Genomic DNA, 17,845 nt, shown 5'->3' on the forward strand with positions numbered 1-17,845 from the left:
GGACGCCACACCGGCGGCGTGGGTCAGGTGGCGTCAGCCGTCCCACGCGGCCTCGGACCGCCGCACACCCGGGTCCGGGTACGCGGCGCGCTGGCAGGTCTTCGGACTCGTGGGCACGACCGGGCTCGCCGGTCTCCTACCGGCCGTCGCTTCCCAGACCGTGTGGCCCAGTGCTGATGACGGCTGTCGTTCCCACTCACCGCTGCGGGACAGTCCCGGATTTCCACCGGGTTCCCTCTTGCCTCGACCGCTCCGGATGAGCGGCCGAACCAGCTGCGCTCGACACCATATATAGGGACCCAGCGGTTGTCACACCCCACATGTCGGTGTCGGCGTGTCGGCGACGGAGGCGGTGACGACCGTCACCCGAGCGCGGCCCGGCCGCCCGGCCCCAGACGGGCCCGAATGCCGACGACCCCCGCAGTACGACGACCGCGATTCACAAAGATGCGATGTATGCAGGATCCAGATGTAAGGAACCTTGCTCATAATCCACCGTCGATACGCTCAACCGAGGCGAACATCCAATCTTCAAGAACACCGCTCGACCGCCGATTCTTGCCCTCGATCCGGTTGACGGGCGGCCGTTCGCGACCCGACACGCATCACCGGCCGACGGTTCAGTTCGAACAACGTAAGCCCTTGAGCTGCGCCGAAATCCTCGAAAGTAGGGGTCGAACGCGGACGCTCGGCCCGCTGCGAGGGCCTCGGCGCCATCTTGGCGGTCGTCCGGGATCCGAACGCGGCACCCGCGAACGGCCGATTACCCGCCGGTCACCATCGACGAGAAACATTGGATGTCTGTACCGACCGGGTGATCGCCGTCGTTGACGCGCCTGATCCAGCCTCCGTATACTCCGAATGATCATCTGATCTTTTGCCTAGTCGGGCGAGGAGCGCATGCCGCAGATCACTGCCGTCACCGTCGAGGACGTCCGCTTCCCCACCTCCCTGACCGCTGACGGGTCAGACGCCATGAACAAGGACGGCGACTACTCGGCGGCCTACGTCGTCCTGCACACCGACGGCACCGACAGCGTGGGCGCGCCGCTCGCGGGCCACGGCCTGACCTTCACCATCGGTCGGGGCAACGACATCGTCGCCGCCGCGGCGGTCCACCAGGCACAGCTCCTCGTCGGCCTGGACGTGGCGACGATGGCGGCCGACATGGGGGCGGTCTACCGCCTCCTCACGTCCGACTCGCAGATGCGGTGGCTCGGTCCCGAGAAGGGCGTCGTCCACCTGTCGCTCGCGGCCGTGCTGAACGCCTCGTGGGACCTGGTCGCCCGGCTCGCCGGCAAGCCGCTGTGGCGGCTCCTGGTGGACATGTCCCCCGAACAACTCGTCGACATCGCGGACCTGCGCTACCTGTCCGACGCGCTGACCCGGGACGAGGCACTGGCCATCCTGCGGGCCAAGGAGAGCACCAAGACCGACCGCCTCGCCCAGTTGGTCCGGACCGGCTACCCCGCCTACACCACCTCGGCCGGGTGGCTCGGCTACGGCGACGACAAGCTGCGCCGGCTGTGTCAGGAAGCGGTCGACAGCGGCTACGGCTACGTCAAGCTCAAGGTGGGCGCCAACCTCGACGACGACATCCGCCGGTGCGCGATCGCCCGGGAGATCCTCGGCCCGGACCGCAACCTGATGATCGACGCCAACCAGGTGTGGGACGTCGGTCAGGCCATCGAGTGGGTCACCGCCCTCGCCCGGTTCAAGCCGCTCTGGATCGAGGAGCCGACCAGCCCGGACGACATCCTCGGCCACGCGGCCGTCCGCCGGGCCGTCGCCCCGATCGGCGTCGCCACCGGCGAGCACTGCCACAACCGGGTGATGTTCAAGCAGCTCTTCCAGGCCGGGGCCATCGACTTCTGCCAGTTGGACACCGGCCGGCTGGCCAGCATCAACGAGATCGTCGCCGTGCTGCTCCTCGCCGCGAAGTTCGACGTACCGGTCTGCCCACACGCCGGGGGCGTCGGGCTGTGCGAGATGGTCCAACACGTGTCGGTGCTCGACTACGTCGCGGTCTCGGGAGATCTCACCAACCGGGTCACCGAGTTCGTCGACCACCTGCACGAGCACTTCACCGACCCGTGCGTCATCAGTGACACCGGCTCGGGCAGCGGCTACGTCCTGCCCGACCAGCCCGGCTACTCCACCCGGATGCGCCCCGAATCGATCGCGCTCTACCGCTTTCCCGACGGCCACTACTGGGCGGCGGCGGACCCGACTACCGTGTCATCTCCGGAGCCGTACGTGATCGCGGGTGGGACGGCCACATCCGCCGGCCGCTAGGGGGGTCATGTCTCGCACTGACGAAGTGGTGAACGGCATCAAGCGGATGATCCTGGACGGCAAGTTCAAGCCCGGGGACCGTCTGCCGATCGAGAAGGACCTCGCGGAGTCGCTCGGCGTCTCGCGCGGCTCCCTGCGCGAGGGGATGTCGGCGCTGTCGATCCTCGGCATCGTCAACATCCGTCAGGGTGACGGCACCTACGTCACCAACCTCGACGCACCGCAACTGCTGGCCCCGATGGGCTTCGTGGTCGACTTCCAGGGTCAGGGCGACCCACGGCACATCCACACCGTCCGGCGGCTGCTGGAGTGTGAGGCGGCCCGGTTGGCCGCGACCAGGATCACCGACGAGGCCCTCGCCCAGGCGGGGGAACTCCTCGATGAGGCGGCCCGGATGGTCGGCCAGTCACCGCAGGACCACGAACGCATCCTCGAGATCGACATCGCCTTCCACCGGATCATCGCCGTGCACGCCGAGAATCCGGTGCTCGTCGGCCTGATCGAGGCGTTCGCCGGTCGCACCATCCGCGGGCGGCTCTGGCGGAGCCTGCACGAGGAGGGCGCGGACCGGCGTACCCACGACGAACACGTGGCGATCCTGAAGGCCCTGGTGGCGCGTGACCCGGAGCGGGCCCGCACCCGGATGGCGAACCACCTGATCGGTGTGGAGGAGTCGTTGCAGGGGCTGCCCGACGACGGTGAGGCGACCACGACCGAGACGCCGCGATCCTGACCGCTGACCCTCAGGGCTGCACGTCGAGCAGCCCCGCCTCGTACAGTGCCGCCCAGAGCTGGTCCGGGACGTCGGTGTCGAAGCGACGCAGGGTCTCGGTCGCCTGGACCGCGTCACGCACGCCGACCACGGTCGAGACGACGGCCGGGTGCCGACGGACGAACGCCAACGCCGCCTCGGGCAGCGTGACTCCGTACGTCTGGCAGACCCGCGCTATCCGCCGGGCCTGACCGATCACCTCGACCGGCGCCTGCCGGTAGTCGTAGGCGGCGTCGCTCGGTGGCAGGTCCCGGGCCAGCAGCCCGGAGTTGTAGACCCCGGCGATCACCACCCCGACGCGGCGGGCCTGCGCGGCGGGCAACAGGTCGGTCAACGCGCCCTGCTCCAGCAGTGTGTACCGGCCGGCGCACATCACCACGTCCACGTCGGTCTCCGTGACGAAGCGGGCCAGCATGGCCGACTGGTTCATGCCCGCGCCGATCGCGCCGATCACGCCCTGCTCGCGCAACTCCACCAACGCCGGCACCGCCTCGTACGCGGCCTGCTCCCAATGGTCGTCCGGGTCGTGCAGGTACACCACGTCGATCCGGTCCAGGCCGGTGCGTCGAAGGCTCGCCTCCACCGAGCGGTGTACGCCGTCGCGGCTGAAGTCCCACACCCGTCGGTGGTCGGCGGGCACGTCGAATCCCTCCGGGTCACGCCGGTGCGCGGTCTCCGGCGACGGCACGAGCAGCCGACCGACTTTCGTGGACACCACGTACTCGGCACGGGGGCGGGAGCGGAGGGCGGCTCCCAGACGCCGTTCGGACAGGCCGAGCCCGTAGTGCGGCGCGGTGTCGAAGTATCGGACGCCCCCGGCCCACGCGGTGTCGACGGCGGCGGCGAAATCCTCGTCCGACGTCCTCCGGAAGAGGTTGCCGCCCTGCGAGGCGCCGAAGCCCAGTGGACTGAGCCGCAGCGACGGGCGGGCGGCGGCCACTGTCGTCATCCGAGCGAGGGGACCGGTCATCGGCCGTGCCCGCCGTCGCCGTCGGCCGGGACGCCCGCCGTCACCGCTCGTCCCGATCCGCGCTGGTGCTGCCGGTCATCGCCGCGACCAGGTCGTCGGTGGTGACCTCGTCCGCGCGGAGCTGGGCCGCGCGGCGGCCGAGGCGCAGCACCTCGACCCGGTCGGCGATGTCGAGCACCTGCGGCATGTTGTGGCTCACCAGCACCACCGACATACCGGCGTCACGGGCGCGTCGGACGACGTCGAGAACGCGCCCGGTCTGGACCACACCGAGGGCTGCGGTGGGTTCGTCGAGGATGACCACGTTCGTCGCCCAGATGATGGCCCGGGCCACCGCGACGCACTGCCGTTGCCCCCCGGACAACATGGCGATCGGGGTGGTGACCCGTGGGATCCGCACACCGAGTTCGTCCAGTGCCGCGGCGGCGCCCTGCCGCATGGCGCGCTTGTCCAGCAGACCCAGCCGACCGAGCGGTCCGGAGCGCAGGATCTCCCTCCCGAGATACAGGTTGGCGGCCACGCTGAGGTCGTCGGCGACGGCGAGATCCTGGTAGACGGTCTCCACCCCCGCGCGGCGGGCGTCGACCGGGGTCGAGAACTGCACCGGGCGACCGCTCACCCGGATCTCGCCCTCGTCCGGAGGATGCACACCGGAGAGCGTCTTGATCAGGGTGCTCTTCCCCGCGCCGTTGTCGCCGATCAGCGCGACGACCTCACCTCGGTGGACGGTGAAGTCCGCACCCCGCAACGCCTCGACGTGTCCGAACCGCTTGACGATGCCACGCGCTTCCAGGACCGGCGGTTCCCCGGCGGGCGACAGTTCGTCGGTGTCGGCGGTTGCCGTCGGAGTCGTTCCCATCACTGCACCGGCGGGTTGGCGCAGCTGGGCTCGAGCACCGCCTTGATCTCCGCCGAGTCGATGTTCTCCTTGGTGACGAACGTGACGCCGGTGTCGGCCGACGCGAGTGGCGCCTTGTCCCGCAGGTGCTTGACCATCTTGTCGACGCCGAAGTAGCCCATCTTGAACGGGTTCTGCACGACCAGCGCCGAGATCTGACCGCTGCGCAGCCCGGCCACCTCGTCCGGGGCGGCGTCCCACCCGATGATGACCACCTTGCCCGACTTACCCGCCGCCTGGATGGCCTGGGCGGCACCGAGCACGCTCGGCTCGTTGGCCGCGAAGATGCCCTTGAGGTTGGGGTTGGCGGTGAGGATGTTCTCGGTGACCCGCCGCGCCTCGTTGACGTCGCTCTTGCTCGGCTGTTGGCCGACCAGCTTCAGGTTGGGGAACTGGGCGAGGCCGGCCTTGAAGCCGTCGACCCGCTCGGTGTTGGTCTGCGATCCGGGCTGGAACTCGACCAGGGCCACGTCGTGGTTGCCGGGGCCCAACTCCTTGGCGAGCAGCTTCGCCGCCTCGGTCGCCGACGCGCGGTTGTCGGTGGCGAAGAGCGGCACGCTCGACGGTTGCGGGCTGGTGCCGGAGTCGATCATCGCGACCGGGATCTTGGCGGCCAGCGCCTGGTCGGTGGCCGGCGCCAGGGCGCTGGAGTCGGTCGCCGCGTAGACGATGCCGTCGACCTTCTTGGTGACGAAGTTCTGGATCAGGTTGACCTGGCCCTCGACGTCGGTCTCGGTGGTCACCCCGTCCCACTGGACGGTGACGTCCCCGGCGCGCTGCGCGGCGCACTCCGCGCCCGCCTTCACCGTGTTCCAGTAGTCGGCGCCGACGGCCTTCGGTACGACGGCGAGCTTCAACGGCCCGCTCGCGTCCTTGGTCGCGCCGTCTCCGCCGTCCCGGACCTCGACGCCGCCGCAGGCGCTGAGCAGAGCGGTGGCCGCGACCGCGGCCACGACGGCCTGTGCACGAAGGAGACGCGTGCGCGCCGGTCGACTGGTGGTGGTGTGTGCCATGGTGGGTGTCCTTCCTCGTTCGGACTCGTGGAATGGCATGTCAACCCCGCGATTCCAGCCGCCGGCGGCGGTACTGGTCGAAGTAGACGGCGGCCCAGATGATCAGGCCGACGATCACCTGCTGGTAATGGATGCTGATGTCGAGCAGGACGGCCCCGTTACGCACCAGGGCGATGAGGAAGGCGCCGATGATCGTCCCGACGATGCGGCCCTGGCCCCCGAACAGGCTGGCTCCGCCGATGACCGCGGCGGCGATGACGTCGAGTTCCAGCGAGATCCCGTAGTTCGGCTGGCCGGAGTTGACCCGGGAGGCGGCGATCATGCCGCCGAGCCCGACCAGCACACCCGCCAACACGTACACCCCGGTCAGGTGACGGCCGACCCGGATGCCGGAGCGACGCGCGGCCTCCAGGTTGGAGCCCATCGCGTAGGTGTACTGGCCGAAGCGGGTCTGGGAGAGCAGGAAGGCGACCCCGACGGCGACCAGGACGGTGATCACGACGGCGAACGGGATGCCGATGATCTCCCCGTTGCCCAGCAGCTGGAACGACCGGGGCAGGCCGTAGACGCCGACCGCGCCGGTGATGATGAAGACCAGACCACGCCCGACGGACATCGTCCCCAGCGTCGCGATGAACGGCGGAATCCGGGCTGCCGTCACCAGCAGGCCGTTCAACAGCCCGGCCAGCGCGCCGACGCCGATCGCCACCGCCGTCGCGGCCCACAGGGAGAAGCCGAGGTCGCGGACGACCATCGCGCCCAGCACTCCGGCCAGCGCGGCCACCGACCCGACGGACAGGTCGATGCCCTTGGTGATGATGACCATCGTCTGCGCCGTGGCGATGATGGCGATGACCGCCGTCTGCGCCCCGATGTTGAAGAGGTTGTCCGCCGTCAGGAAGTAGGGACTCGCGAAGGTCAACGCGACGAACAGGACGACCAACGCGGTGGCGGCGGTGAATTCGGAGACGGCGTGGGAGATCCGCTCCCGGAGCCAGTCCCCGAACTCGCCGCGCTGCGTGCCGGCGGATGCCTCGACGGTACTCATCGTCGGACCTGACCTCCCCAAGCGTGGGGCCGGCACTCGACGGAGGACCCGCCGTCGTGCCGAGCACCTATGAGCGGCCGAGCCTCCCCGCGGAGGAGAGGGCTTGGCGTGGACCTGCCGCACCGTGACGATAGATCAGATGTTTCCCTTGATCAGCCGTTACCATGCCATGCACTCACGCGCGTTGCCAAGGTCTTACAACCATGTTTTGACATCGTTACCCGAGACGTCAGGTTCATACGTCTGATCAACTCGCCACAACTGCGGCCGAGCGGCACGCGACTGTCGACCAGTGACGGTCCACAAAGGATCGAAACGTCCGCCCCGCCGACCATGCGCACCCCGCACCCTTCGGGCGACCCTCCGGCTCGATCCGGAAGATCATCGCCAGCATGTTATCGATAACATGCTATGCCCGGTGGCGTTCGCGGGCACCTCTTTCTCCGTCGACCAGCCGGCCGGTCAACCCATCGCCCCCCGGCCGGGTCACGACGCCGCGAGCCGGTACTCCCGGGACGCCGTCCCTCGCCAGATCGCCGCGCGCTCGTCGTCGGTCAGTGGGTCCAGCAGGTCACCGAGGACCCTGACCCAGCGGGTGTACGAGGTGACGAGCAGGCACACCGGCCAGTCCGAGCCGAACATCAGCCGGCTCGGGCCGAACACGTCGAGCGCGTGCTCGACGGCCGGCCGCAGGTCCGCCGGCGTCCAGGAGCCGCCCCTCACCTCGGTCACCAGGCCGGAGAGCTTCGCCGTCGTGTTGGGCTCGGCGGCCAGCTCCCACAGGTCCCGGGGCCAGTCACCGAGCCCTCCGCTGCCGAGCGCCGGCTTGCCGAGGTGGTCCAGGACGAACCGGACCTGCGGCAGGTCGCGGACGAGCCGGGTGGCCGCCGGCAACTGATGCCGCCGGACGAGCAGGTCGAAGGCGAGACCGGCGGCACCGACCGCGGCGATGCCCCGCCGGACGTCGGGGCGGTCGAGATATGCCGGGTCCGGCTCGGACTGGACCAGATGACGGATCCCGACGAGCCGCTCCCCGCCCCGTGCCGCCCGGAGCCGTTCCAAGCGCTCGGCGACATCACCTCCGGTGAGGTCGACCCACCCGACCACCCCGGCGATGAGCGGGTCGTCGGCCGCGATCCCCAGCAACTCGGGCGTCTCCGACCGGGCGGCGACGGACTGCACGACGACGGTCCGCGTGACTCCGGCGGCGCGGGTGGCCGGGCCGAGATCGACCGGGGTGAAGTCGTCGTCGATGGTCGCCATGGTGTGCGGGTCGATCCAGGGTTGCGGATGCCGGGCCCGCACCCAGAGGTGATGGTGCGCGTCGACGATCCCCGGCCGCCGCACGGCCGCACCGGTCGTCACCGGCCCCGCCCCGGCGCGCTCACGTCCACCCCACACCCCGCTCGGCACCTGGTCGAACGTCCGGTTCGACCCGGTGCCACAGAGCCGTTCCGGCAGGGTGACCATGTTAGCGGTAACAGGCTGGCAGCCGGCGGCAGAACGCGCCCATCAGCGGGAACTCCGTCGGCACGCTCCCGACTGGAGCGAGAACGGTCGTGGTTCCGCTCCGCCCGACGTTCACGCCACTCATCGGCTCGTCCGCCGGTGGGCGCGGCGGTGCCAGGGCCGGGTTGACCGCCTGAGGCGGCACGGATACCGTCGACCCACTATCTGCGGCGACGCGAGGGAAGCCGGTGTGATTCCGGCGCGGTCGCGCCACTGTAAGCGGTTCCCCCACCTCACGTGTGGGCCGCGAGCCAGGACGCTCGGTCGTCCGCAGCCTTGCGATGGGGACGCGTCATCCCCGGGGAGGTTCGTGATCACATGTCCAGTTCCACGTCCAGTCAGCCGTTGGTGAATCCCGCCGGCACCACGCGTCTGCTGTGGATGGTGATGGCGACCGTCGTCGCTCTCGCCCTGCTGGCCTACCTCGTCGCCTTCGACCAGGGTGCGGTGTCGCGCAGTGGCATGTACCTGCACGAGCTGATGCACGACGGCCGGCACCTGCTGGGTGTTCCGTGCCACTGACGGCCACCGCCGCCCCCTCGTTCGTCACCGTTCTCGTCCGTGGTCTGCTCGCCGGCCTGATCGCCGGCCTGATCGCCGGGGCGTTCGCCTATGTCGTCGGTGAGCCGCACGTCGAGGCGGCCATCGCGATCGAGGAGGCGGCGTCGGCGCATGCCGAGCCGGGGGCCGACGCACACGATCACGAGGATGCCCTGGTCGGCCGCACCGGCCAGCGCGGCGGCCTGTTCCTGGCCACCGGCCTGTTCGGTGCCGCGATGGGTGGCCTGCTGGCCACCGCGTACGTCGTGCTGGCGCGCCGTCGGCGGATCCACGACGACGGACGGTCGGGTTTGCTGCTGGCCGGCGCGGCGCTGCTCGGCGCGGTGCTCGTGCCGTTCCTCAAGTACCCGGCGAACCCGCCGGCGGTCGGCGACCCGGCCACCATCAACCAACGCACCGTGACCTACCTGCTGATGGTGGTGCTCGGTCTGGTCGCCGTGTGGGCGGGCTCGCTGGGCTACCGATCGGTGGGGGCCCAGGCACCGCTGTGGCAGCGCGCCGCTGCGGGCGTCGGCGGATTCCTGCTGGTCAGCGTGGTGTCCTACGTGGTGCTTCCGTCGTTCCAGGAGGTCCCCGCCGACTTCCCCGCGACGCTGCTGTGGGACTTCCGGCTGGCCTCCCTCGGCACCCAGGTGGTGCTCTGGACCGGGATCGGACTGCTGTTCGCGGCCCTGATGCACCACGAGCGGCGTCGCCGGATCGCGGCAACACCCTCCAGCGCGTGACGGCGACCAGCCTCCGGCTGGTCGCCCACGCGCACACCACCGCCCTTCGCCGGGCCCACTTCGGTGGGTCCGGCGAGGGCTTGGACGAGGGTGGCCGGCGTGCCGCCCTCGCCCAGGCGCAGGCTCGACGGTCGTTCCCGGGCGTCGACGACGTCTGCGTGTGCAGTCCGGCGGTGGCGGCCGTCCAGACCGCCGAGGCACTCGAGCTGTCGCCCCGCCTCGAAGCGGCGTTGGCGGACTGTGACCACGGCGACTGGGCCGGGCGGTCGATCGAGGAGATCGCCGTCGAGCAGCCGCACGCGCTGCACGAGTGGATGTCCGAACCGGAGTCCGCTCCACACGGCGGCGAGTCCGTCGCCGCGGTGCGGGACCGGGTCGGTCGCTGGTTGGACGGGCAACGAGGCGCCGAGCGGCGGATCACCGCGATCGCGCACCCGCTGGTGATCCGGGTTGCGGTCGTGCACGCCCTGGACCTGCCGTTGCCGACGTACCGGCAGGTGGACGTCGAGCCGCTGGCGGTGGTTCGGCTCACCGGCCGTGGGGCGCGGTGGCATCTCCGACTGAGCCCACCGGCAGGCTGATCACGCCGAAACGATCGTGGGCGGGCCGTTCTTCCGGCCCGCCCACGATCGTCGCTGCTACCCGGCGGCGTTAGCCGGTGACGGTGAACGGTCGGGACACCTTCGTGGCCGACGTCGCACCGGTCAGCGTGACGCTTGTCGCCCCGGGCTTCGCCGCCCCCGGAACGCTCACCGTCGCGCCCGAGATGACACCGTCACCGTTCGCGCGCAGGGTGCTGACCGCGACACCCTCGCCGAAGGCCACCGTGACCACCTCGTTCGGCACGAACCCGGAACCGTCGACGGTGATCGCCGTCGCACGCGGCCCCGAGGCCGTCAACAGCACCACCCTCGGCTGGTAGGTCCGCGCCTGCGCCGGTTCGGTCACCTGGACGGTGGCCGTGGCCGGCGTACCGGAGGACGCGCCGGTCGCGGTGACCGCGTACCGGCCGGGTTGAGCGTCGTCGGACGTCGGAACCGAGACCCGTACCGTCCCCTTCGCGGAGGCCGCGACCTTCGTGGTCCGGGACGGATCGGTGCCGACGCTGACCGTCACCTGCTCGCCCGCAGCGAACCCGCTGCCGTCGACGGTGATCGCACCACCGGTGGTGACGCTGCCCGACGTGGAGAGCGCGATCGCCGGCTGCGATCCGCCCCTCGCCACGGTCACAGTGAACGACTCGGTGCGGCTGGACTGCGTGTCCCATGCGGTGACGTGCACCGGGTAGGTGCCGTCCCGGGTGTAGGTGTGCTGCCCGCTCATGGCACCGGACGCGTCGATGGTGACGTCGTCCGGAGCCGTGCCGTCACCCCACTGGACGCGGGCACGGTAGCCCGTCGTACCGGGAACGCCGCCGGTCACCGCACCGAGGTCGGCCGTGAGGGCCTTCCCGGCGGTGGCCGTCTGGTCCTTCGGGGCGTCGGTGGTCAGCACGGGAGCCGGCGTGCCGTCGTTCGCGACGGCGAACACGTGGATCCGGCCCGCCGAGCGGGGATCGCCGGTCTGCGTCGGCAGGGTCACCGACACCAGCGTCTTGCCCGCCGGGACATGGTACGGCGCGGTGGCGAACAGGAACGGCTGGGCGCCGTCCCGGCTGGTGCCGTGCAGCCGGTACGCCGTCTTGGCGACGACGATGTTGCCGTAGGACGGGGTGCCGTTGGCGTTGCCGCCCAGCGTCCAGTCGCTGAACTGGATCGGGATGCCGGCGGTGCTGCCGTCGCTGAACGTCGCGGTGCCGGTGGTGCTCTGGTCGCCCTGCGTACCGGCGCCGATGAACGAGATGTTCCGCGCGTCGGCGGGCAGGTCGAGGACGACGGTCGCGCCGTTGCCGGTGGCGTTGTCGGGCTGTCCGGGCGGGATCACCGGCAGGGTGAACTGCAGTGCCGTGCCGGGAACCTGCTGCCGCTGGCCCTGGATCGCGCCGCCCGCCGTCAGGGCCGCCCGCGAGTACGCCCACGACTTGGCGTCGCAGTCCGCCGCGAGGGCGCCCTCGTCACCGATGCACACGGTGTCGAAGGCGGCGGTGAGGCCGGACGTCGGGGCGTACGCCACCTCGACGCCGACCGTCGCGGAGCTCTGGCTCTCGCCGTCGGTCACCGTGACGTCGGCCTGGTGGTAGCCCGGCGTGGCGTAGGTGTGCGATCCACCGACGCGGTAGACGGCCCGCGAGCTGAGCGTCAGGGTGCCCTCGGTGACCGGAGTGCCGTCACCCCAGTCGATCGTGGCCCGGTAGCCGTCGGCGCTGCCGCCGGTGACGGACGCCAGCGGCACCGAGACGGGTACGCCGGACGTCGCGTGCACGGTGCCCTCGGCAGTCACCGTGATGTCGCCGCCGCCGATGGTCAGGTCCCCACCGGCGAGCAGCTCGATCTCGGCGAGGTTGGTCTGCGCCGCGCCGACGGTCTTCGTCACGGCCAGTCGGAACTGCGCGAACCGGCCCGGCTTGTCGATCGAGTACGGCCGGGTCTGGTTGCGCCAGCGGAACACCTGGTCGCTGCGCGAGTCCACAGTGGTCCAGGTGAGGCCGTCGTTGGAGCCCTGCAACCGCCAGTCCGCCGGGTCGCCCGCCGCCGCCCCGGAGGTCACTGTGTAGTACGTCGGCTTCTGCTTCCCACCACGGTCGGCCCAGGTGATCTGCGGGGTCGCCGAGGCGAAGGTCAGCTGCGTGGTCGACGAGTCGTCGAACAGCTTCGACGCGTCCTGACCGCCGGTCGCGGTCGCGGTGCCGAGACCGGGGCCGGTGGTGTCCTGCAACGGCTTCGGCGCGTCCTCACCCTTGGTCAGCGACGGCGGCGCGTCCTTCTTGCCGCCGCCCCACGACGACGGGTCGGGGCCCATCTGGAAGTCGATGGTGCCGCCCTTGGCGAGCGCGGCGACGTCCACCGACAGGCCGTGCTGCTTCTTGCCGTTGACCTTGACGTCCTGCACGTAGATGTTGCGCGTGCTGTTGGCCGGCGCGTTGACGACGATGTCGCCGGTGGGCCGACGCACCGTCATCCTGGTGAACTGCGGCGAGCCGATGGTCCACTCGGCCGAGCCGGCCTGCAGCGGGTAGATGCCCATCGAGCTGAGGATGTACCACGACGACATCTCGCCGTTGTCCTCGTCGCCCAGGTAGCCCTGGCCGATCTCGCTGCCGACGTAGAGGCGGCGCAGGATCTCGCGTACCGCCGCCTGCGTCTTGGCCGGCGCGCCCGCGAAGTTGTACATGTACGGGATGTGGTGCGACGGCTGGTTGCTCATGCCGAGCTGACCCATCCGCACCGCACGCGCCTCGACCATCTCGTGGATGATGCCGCCGTACCCACCGGGGCGGTCGGCGTTCTCCGGGGTGGAGAAGAACGTGTCGAGCTTGTCCCGCAGCGCCTGCCGCCCGCCGAACAGGTTGGCGAGGCCCTGACCGTCCTGCTGGGCGGTGAAGGCGAAGTTCCACCCGTTGGTCTCGGTGTAGACGCCACCCCAGTCCAGCGGGTCGCCGGCGAGGAAGTCACCGGCGGCGTCGCGGCCCTGGAAGAGCTTCGTCTTCGGGTCGAACAGGTGGACGTAGTTGCGGGCACGCTCCAGGAAGTAACGCGACTCCTCCTTGAGCCGGGCGCGCTCCGACTTCGGCGTGGCCGGGTCCTTGGCGAGCGCCGCGGCCATGTTGCCGATGCCGTAGTCGTTGATGAAGCCCTCCAAGGCCCACGACACCGACTCGCCCGTGGAGGTGGGCGTGTAGCCGAGGAACAGGGAGGTCTCGATGCCCTTGCGGCCGACCGCGCTGCGCCCGGAGGCGACGGTCGCGTCCTTGACCGCCGCGTCGTACGCCGCGAGCGGGTCGGGCAGCTTGACCCCGGTGAGGTACGCCTGGGCCAGGGCCACGTTGGCGCTCGTGCCGGTCATCAGGTCGGCGTAGCCGGGAGACGACCAGCGGGCGATCCAGCCACCGTCACGGTAGTGCTGGACGAACCCGTCGGAGATCTTCGCGGCGACGTCCGGGTACAGCAGCGCGTAGGCGGGCCACACGGTGCGGTAGGTGTCCCAGAAGCCGTTGTTGACGTAGATCTGCCCGTCGACGATCTTCGCGCCGGTCTGGGTGGGCGTCGACGCGCCGGTGGGCGCGGAGACGGGGCTCGCGTACTGCCAGCGCGGCGCGGCGGCGGTGCCGGTGTTCTCCGACTGCGAGTTCGGGTAGAGGTTCAGCCGGTACAGGTTGGAGTACATCGTGACCAGCTGCGGTTCGGTGGCCCCGCGCACCTCGACCCGGCCGAGCCGGTCCTTCCAGGCTGCCGTCGCGGCGGCGTGGACCTGGTCGAAGCTCCTACCGGTGACCTCCAGGTCGAGGTTGCGGCGGGCCTGGTCGACGGAGAGGAACGACGTCGCGAGGCGCATCGTCACCTCCCGGGTGGTGGAGACGTCGAAGGTGGCCGAGGTCGCGCTCGATGCCGTCGGCGTCCGGTCGAAGGATCCCGCCACGAACATGCGGCTACGGCCGGCGGACAGACCGCTTCCGTTGTCCACCCAGCCGGTGAGGGTGCCGTCCGTGCCGATGGTGAACGTGCCGTTGTAGAAGACGAGGCTGCCGGTCGCCTGCCCGGTCGGGAAGGTGAACCGCATGATCCCGGCGTGGTCGGTCGGCGACATCTCCGCGACGAGGCCGTTCTGCAGCGTGACCCGGTAGAGGTCCGGCCGGGCGATCTCGTCGTCGTGGTCGAAGGCGAGCGCGCGGCCGGCCGGTTGACCGGTCAGGGAGCCGCCGCCGACGACCGGCATCACCGACATCTGGTTGCGGTCACCCATCCACGGGCTCGGCTCGTGGGAGATCGCGAGGCCCTGCAACATGGGCAGGTTGGCCTCGTTGTTGACCCGGTGGTACTCGTACTCCCACGAGTTGGAGGTGGCGTCGGTGACCGGGGTGAAGAAGTTGAACCCGTTCGGCACGGCGGTGATCGGCAGGTTGTTGCCGCGGGAGAAACCGCTCGTCGAGTTGGTGCCGCGTCGGGTGTCGACGTAGTTGGTCAGCTTCGAGCCGTCGATCGACGGCGGCGTGGCCGTCAGCTCGATGTCGTCGAGCCAGCCCTGGAACTGGGTGTCACCGGTGGCCTGCGGGTTGTCGTACGCGAGCAGGATCCGGTCGATCGTCTTGCCGCGAGCGACGGTGCCGAGGTCGGCCTGCACCAGGTTCCACTGGTCGGCGAAGAGCACCTTCGAGGCGCCCTGACCGGCCGGGGTGAGCGGGTATCCGTGCTGGTCGACAGGGGAGCGTCCACTCAGGTAGCTGCCGTCGGTGAAGTGCAGGTCGACGGCGGCGTAGGTGGACGGGTACCGGGCGTTCCCGGCGGTGAACTCCGGGAAGATCTTGTAGGACAGTCGGGTCTTCGGCCCCACCGGGACGTTGACGTCGAACAGCTTGTTGGTGGCGTACGAGCGGCCGTCGCCCTGGGCACCGCCGGAGTAGCGCAGCGCGGCGAGGCCGGTGAACCCGGCGTCCGGCTTCGTGGTGTAGCCGCCGTTCGGGCCGGCGGTGGCCTCGCTGACCATCGGGGTGGCCGGTGGGTGGACGTCCGAGCCGTCGCTGACGTTCCAGTCGGCGAGTTGCAGCAGGTCGTCGCCGGAGTTCGCGGTGACGTTCAGCCGGTAGTACGCGTAGGCGGTCGTGTTGGTGACGCTGTAGCGGTTGGTGGCGAACCGGCCGCCGAACTTCTCACCGGAGCGCTTGTCCAGGTCGGTCCACGACGTGCCGTCGGTCGACCCCTGCACGACGAAGTCCTTGGGGTCGCGGCTCGGCGCGTCGTTGGCCGAGGTCAGCGAGTAGCGCTTGACCGTCACCGGCTCGGCGAACCGGTAGGTCACCCAGCCGGTCGTCTGGAACACGAGCCACTTGGTCGAGGAGTCGTCGTCGGCGAGGTTCGCGGCGATCTCGCGGGGTTGGTACTCGTCGCTCGCGGTCACCGCGCTGACCTGACCGAGCAGGCTGCCGGGCAGCGTGGCGACGGTGCCGCTCAGGTTCGCCTGGATCGGCTTGCCGTTCGGGCCGACCTCCACCGTGCTGGTGGCGGGCTGCGGGTCGGCGGTCTCGAACGAGGAGCTGAAGTCGCCCGGCGTGGCCGCGGGAGCGGCGTTGGCCAGGGGTGCGGCCACGAGCAGCCCGAGCGGCAGCAGGACGGCTGTCGTCGCGGCGACCAGGCGGGGAGACAGGGGACGTGCAGGGGGGCGATGTGACATGAGGGACGGTGCCTTTCGACTCGAACCGGTCGAGTACGTCGAAGGTCGGGGCGGTGTGGAGCGTGCGGTGATCAGGCCCTGACATCGTTGTCATTCCGGTCGGCGAGCAACGACGGTCGGAGCGGTGAACTGTTCGCTGATAGTTCCGGTCGCACCACGGCCCTGTCAACGGGTTGCCCCCGGCGACGCGTACCGGGCCTCGAGGCCGCGGGTGATTCCGCTGTGGCATCCAGCTGCCACAGCGGAATCAGGCGGTGGACGCCGAGGCCCGGCCGGATCAGCAGTAGAGGTTGGCTCCGGCCGACACACCGAGGATGCCGACGAACTGCTGGTACCTGGTGACGCGGCTCTGCACCTGGGCGGGGTTACCGCCGTTGCACTCGATCGAGCCGTTGATGCTGCGGATGGTCTGGCCGAACCCGGCCCCGGTGACCATCGCGTTGTGGGCGGTCATGGTGCCCGGCCCGTTCTGGGTCATCCAGTACCAGATCCCGGTCTTCCAGGCCACCGCGGCATCGTTCTGCACCAGCCAGGGGTTGGTCAGCAGGGGCAGGTTGAGCGCGATACCGGCGGCGTTGTAGTTGAAGTTCCAGCTGAGCTGGATCGGCCCGCGCCCGTAGTAGGCCGCCTGCCCGGCCGGGCAGCCGTACGACTGGTTGGGGTCGCAGTAGTGCGGGTAGTTCGCCGTGTTCTGCTCGACGATGTGCACGAGCCCACCGGTCTCGTGGTAGACGTTCGCCAGGAACGCGGCGGCCTCCTGACGTTGCACGGTGGCGCTGCCGCTCTTCGCGAACGCCGGGTAGGCGCTGAGCGCGGCGACGAGCCCGGAGTAGGTGTAGAAGGAGTTGCGACCCGGGAACATCTGGTTGAACTGCGCCTCGGTGACCACGAAGCCTCCCGGGTTGGTGGGCGGCGGGGTGGTCGGCGGCTGACCGCCACAGGTGTACGGCTCCCAGTACCAGGTGCTGACGACCGGGTCGTACCCGGGATTGTCGTGCTCGGCGACGTAGTAGAGACCGTTGGTGTACCGCACGATCGCCCCGGCGGCGTACCAGGTGCCGGCGACCCAGTTCGGGTGGTTGCAGGTGCCTCCGGTGGGTGGCGTGGCGCCTCCCCCGCACGCTCCGAGATCCTCCCAGACGCCCGTCGTCCCGGGCGGCGCCTCGTTCTGGGTCCACCACTTGGCTCGGTAGTTGCGACCGTTGCGGGAGACCTGGGCGTCTCCCCAGTAGACGGCGGATGCCTGCCACGCTGCCGAGCAGGCCGCCGCCGACGCGGCGGTCGGCGGGATGACCGCGACGAACGCGCCGGCGACGACCAGTGCCGCCAGCGCGACGAGCGCGCGCAGTCTCGTCATGGGATCACTCCTTCCTGGTGTTCCATCGGCCGGAATCCAGCCGGGTATCGATGGGAGTGACTGTAACATCTTCTGTTCACACTCTTTACTGTTTCTGGCGAGACCGCTGAGCCGGTCGCCGAGGGTCGCGCCACATCGACGCCGGTATTTCCGGCTTCCTTCCGGATCATCGGGCGACGAATCAACCGGCGATCGCGGGCCGGCTGTCGACGCGCAGGAATGCCCGTCGGTCAGACATGCAGCGCACCGACCTTGTCGATGCGGCACGACCCTCGCTGATGCGTTTCGGAGCCGTTCCGGAAGTTGTTGACGCGTTGGAATTCTCGCTGTAATACTCCGATCCATCGAGGTCGATGCGAACCACGTCGGTCGGCATGACCTCCCCACTCATCCACACCCGTCCGGACCGTGCTGCCCACGCAGCGGGCGCGGC

At 70.1% G+C, this 17,845-nt stretch carries 12 protein-coding genes and 2 riboswitches; of the genes, 5 read left to right on the forward strand and 7 right to left on the reverse strand.

Translation table 11 applies throughout. The annotated features are described in order from the left end of the window. Window positions 1-74 precede the first annotated feature (74 nt). Window positions 75-289, reverse strand: a riboswitch (cobalamin riboswitch). 611 nt (window positions 290-900) lie between these two features. Further along, the gene (locus O7617_RS31330) at window positions 901-2,295 is read left to right on the forward strand and encodes an enolase C-terminal domain-like protein (RefSeq protein ID WP_282260094.1); all 1,395 of its coding nucleotides are present in this window, start codon (window positions 901-903) and stop codon (window positions 2,293-2,295) included. A 7-nt stretch (window positions 2,296-2,302) separates the two neighbouring features. After that, window positions 2,303-3,028, forward strand: a complete 726-nt coding sequence (locus O7617_RS31335; protein ID WP_282260095.1) for a FadR/GntR family transcriptional regulator — start codon at window positions 2,303-2,305, stop codon at window positions 3,026-3,028. 10 nt (window positions 3,029-3,038) lie between these two features. On the opposite strand, the gene O7617_RS31340 is transcribed toward O7617_RS31335, so the two are convergent. The 5 genes from O7617_RS31340 to O7617_RS31360 form a co-directional block, all read right to left on the reverse strand. Continuing rightward, the gene (locus O7617_RS31340) at window positions 3,039-4,016 is read right to left on the reverse strand and encodes an aldo/keto reductase (protein WP_282260096.1); all 978 of its coding nucleotides are present in this window, start codon (window positions 4,014-4,016) and stop codon (window positions 3,039-3,041) included. Window positions 4,017-4,077: 61 nt separating this feature from the next. Further along, window positions 4,078-4,896, reverse strand: a complete 819-nt coding sequence (locus O7617_RS31345; protein ID WP_282260097.1) for an ATP-binding cassette domain-containing protein — start codon at window positions 4,894-4,896, stop codon at window positions 4,078-4,080. Further along, window positions 4,896-5,948 (reverse strand): ABC transporter substrate-binding protein, encoded by a 1,053-nt coding sequence (locus O7617_RS31350; protein WP_282260098.1) that lies wholly within the window; start codon window positions 5,946-5,948, stop codon window positions 4,896-4,898. The genes O7617_RS31345 and O7617_RS31350 overlap by 1 nt, the downstream gene beginning before the upstream one ends. Window positions 5,949-5,988: 40 nt before the next feature. Continuing rightward, window positions 5,989-6,996, reverse strand: a complete 1,008-nt coding sequence (locus tag O7617_RS31355) for an ABC transporter permease (protein ID WP_282260099.1) — start codon at window positions 6,994-6,996, stop codon at window positions 5,989-5,991. A 486-nt stretch (window positions 6,997-7,482) separates the two neighbouring features. Then, window positions 7,483-8,466, reverse strand: a complete 984-nt coding sequence (locus O7617_RS31360; RefSeq protein WP_282260100.1) for an amidohydrolase family protein — start codon at window positions 8,464-8,466, stop codon at window positions 7,483-7,485. 219 nt (window positions 8,467-8,685) lie between these two features. Next, a riboswitch (cobalamin riboswitch) is annotated at window positions 8,686-8,765 on the forward strand. A 58-nt stretch (window positions 8,766-8,823) separates the two neighbouring features. Between O7617_RS31360 and O7617_RS31365 the strand changes: the two genes are divergently transcribed. Genes O7617_RS31365 through O7617_RS31375 form a run of 3 tightly spaced genes read left to right on the forward strand, consistent with a single transcriptional unit; the run spans window position 8,824 to window position 10,372 of the window. Further along, complete coding sequence (locus O7617_RS31365) at window positions 8,824-9,027, forward strand: CbtB-domain containing protein (RefSeq protein ID WP_282260101.1); 204 nt, start codon at window positions 8,824-8,826, stop codon at window positions 9,025-9,027. Beyond that, complete coding sequence (locus O7617_RS31370) at window positions 9,018-9,791, forward strand: CbtA family protein (protein ID WP_282260102.1); 774 nt, start codon at window positions 9,018-9,020, stop codon at window positions 9,789-9,791. The genes O7617_RS31365 and O7617_RS31370 overlap by 10 nt, the downstream gene beginning before the upstream one ends. Then, window positions 9,788-10,372 carry a histidine phosphatase family protein gene (locus O7617_RS31375; RefSeq protein WP_282260104.1) on the forward strand — a complete coding sequence of 195 codons (585 nt, stop codon included), beginning with the start codon at window positions 9,788-9,790 and terminating at the stop codon, window positions 10,370-10,372. Before O7617_RS31370 ends, O7617_RS31375 begins: the two co-directional genes overlap by 4 nt. 70 nt (window positions 10,373-10,442) lie before the next feature. Here O7617_RS31375 and O7617_RS31380 read toward each other — a convergent pair whose 3' ends face one another. Both O7617_RS31380 and O7617_RS31385 read right to left on the reverse strand, forming a co-directional pair. Next, window positions 10,443-16,055 carry a GH92 family glycosyl hydrolase gene (locus tag O7617_RS31380; RefSeq protein ID WP_282260106.1) on the reverse strand — a complete coding sequence of 1,871 codons (5,613 nt, stop codon included), beginning with the start codon at window positions 16,053-16,055 and terminating at the stop codon, window positions 10,443-10,445. 277 nt (window positions 16,056-16,332) lie between these two features. Beyond that, the gene (locus O7617_RS31385; RefSeq protein WP_282260107.1) at window positions 16,333-17,412 is read right to left on the reverse strand and encodes a glycoside hydrolase family 19 protein; all 1,080 of its coding nucleotides are present in this window, start codon (window positions 17,410-17,412) and stop codon (window positions 16,333-16,335) included. Window positions 17,413-17,845: the final 433 nt, after the last annotated feature.

This window comes from Micromonospora sp. WMMD1155, from assembly GCF_029581275.1.
Taxonomy (GTDB): Bacteria; Actinomycetota; Actinomycetes; order Mycobacteriales; family Micromonosporaceae; genus Micromonospora.

What these genes read in the sequence shown, in the direction of transcription:
- O7617_RS31330 (WP_282260094.1), top strand. Translation starts at nt 901, where the DNA reads ATGCCGCAGATCACTGCCGTCACCGTCGAGGACGTCCGCTTCCCCACC.
- O7617_RS31335 (WP_282260095.1), top strand. Translation starts at nt 2,303, where the DNA reads ATGTCTCGCACTGACGAAGTGGTGAACGGCATCAAGCGGATGATCCTG.
- O7617_RS31340 (WP_282260096.1), bottom strand. Translation starts at nt 4,016, where the DNA reads ATGACGACAGTGGCCGCCGCCCGCCCGTCGCTGCGGCTCAGTCCACTG.
- O7617_RS31345 (WP_282260097.1), bottom strand. Translation starts at nt 4,896, where the DNA reads ATGGGAACGACTCCGACGGCAACCGCCGACACCGACGAACTGTCGCCC.
- O7617_RS31350 (WP_282260098.1), bottom strand. Translation starts at nt 5,948, where the DNA reads ATGGCACACACCACCACCAGTCGACCGGCGCGCACGCGTCTCCTTCGT.
- O7617_RS31355 (WP_282260099.1), bottom strand. Translation starts at nt 6,996, where the DNA reads ATGAGTACCGTCGAGGCATCCGCCGGCACGCAGCGCGGCGAGTTCGGG.
- O7617_RS31360 (WP_282260100.1), bottom strand. Translation starts at nt 8,466, where the DNA reads ATGGTCACCCTGCCGGAACGGCTCTGTGGCACCGGGTCGAACCGGACG.
- O7617_RS31365 (WP_282260101.1), top strand. Translation starts at nt 8,824, where the DNA reads ATGTCCAGTTCCACGTCCAGTCAGCCGTTGGTGAATCCCGCCGGCACC.
- O7617_RS31380 (WP_282260106.1), bottom strand. Translation starts at nt 16,055, where the DNA reads ATGTCACATCGCCCCCCTGCACGTCCCCTGTCTCCCCGCCTGGTCGCC.
- O7617_RS31385 (WP_282260107.1), bottom strand. Translation starts at nt 17,412, where the DNA reads ATGACGAGACTGCGCGCGCTCGTCGCGCTGGCGGCACTGGTCGTCGCC.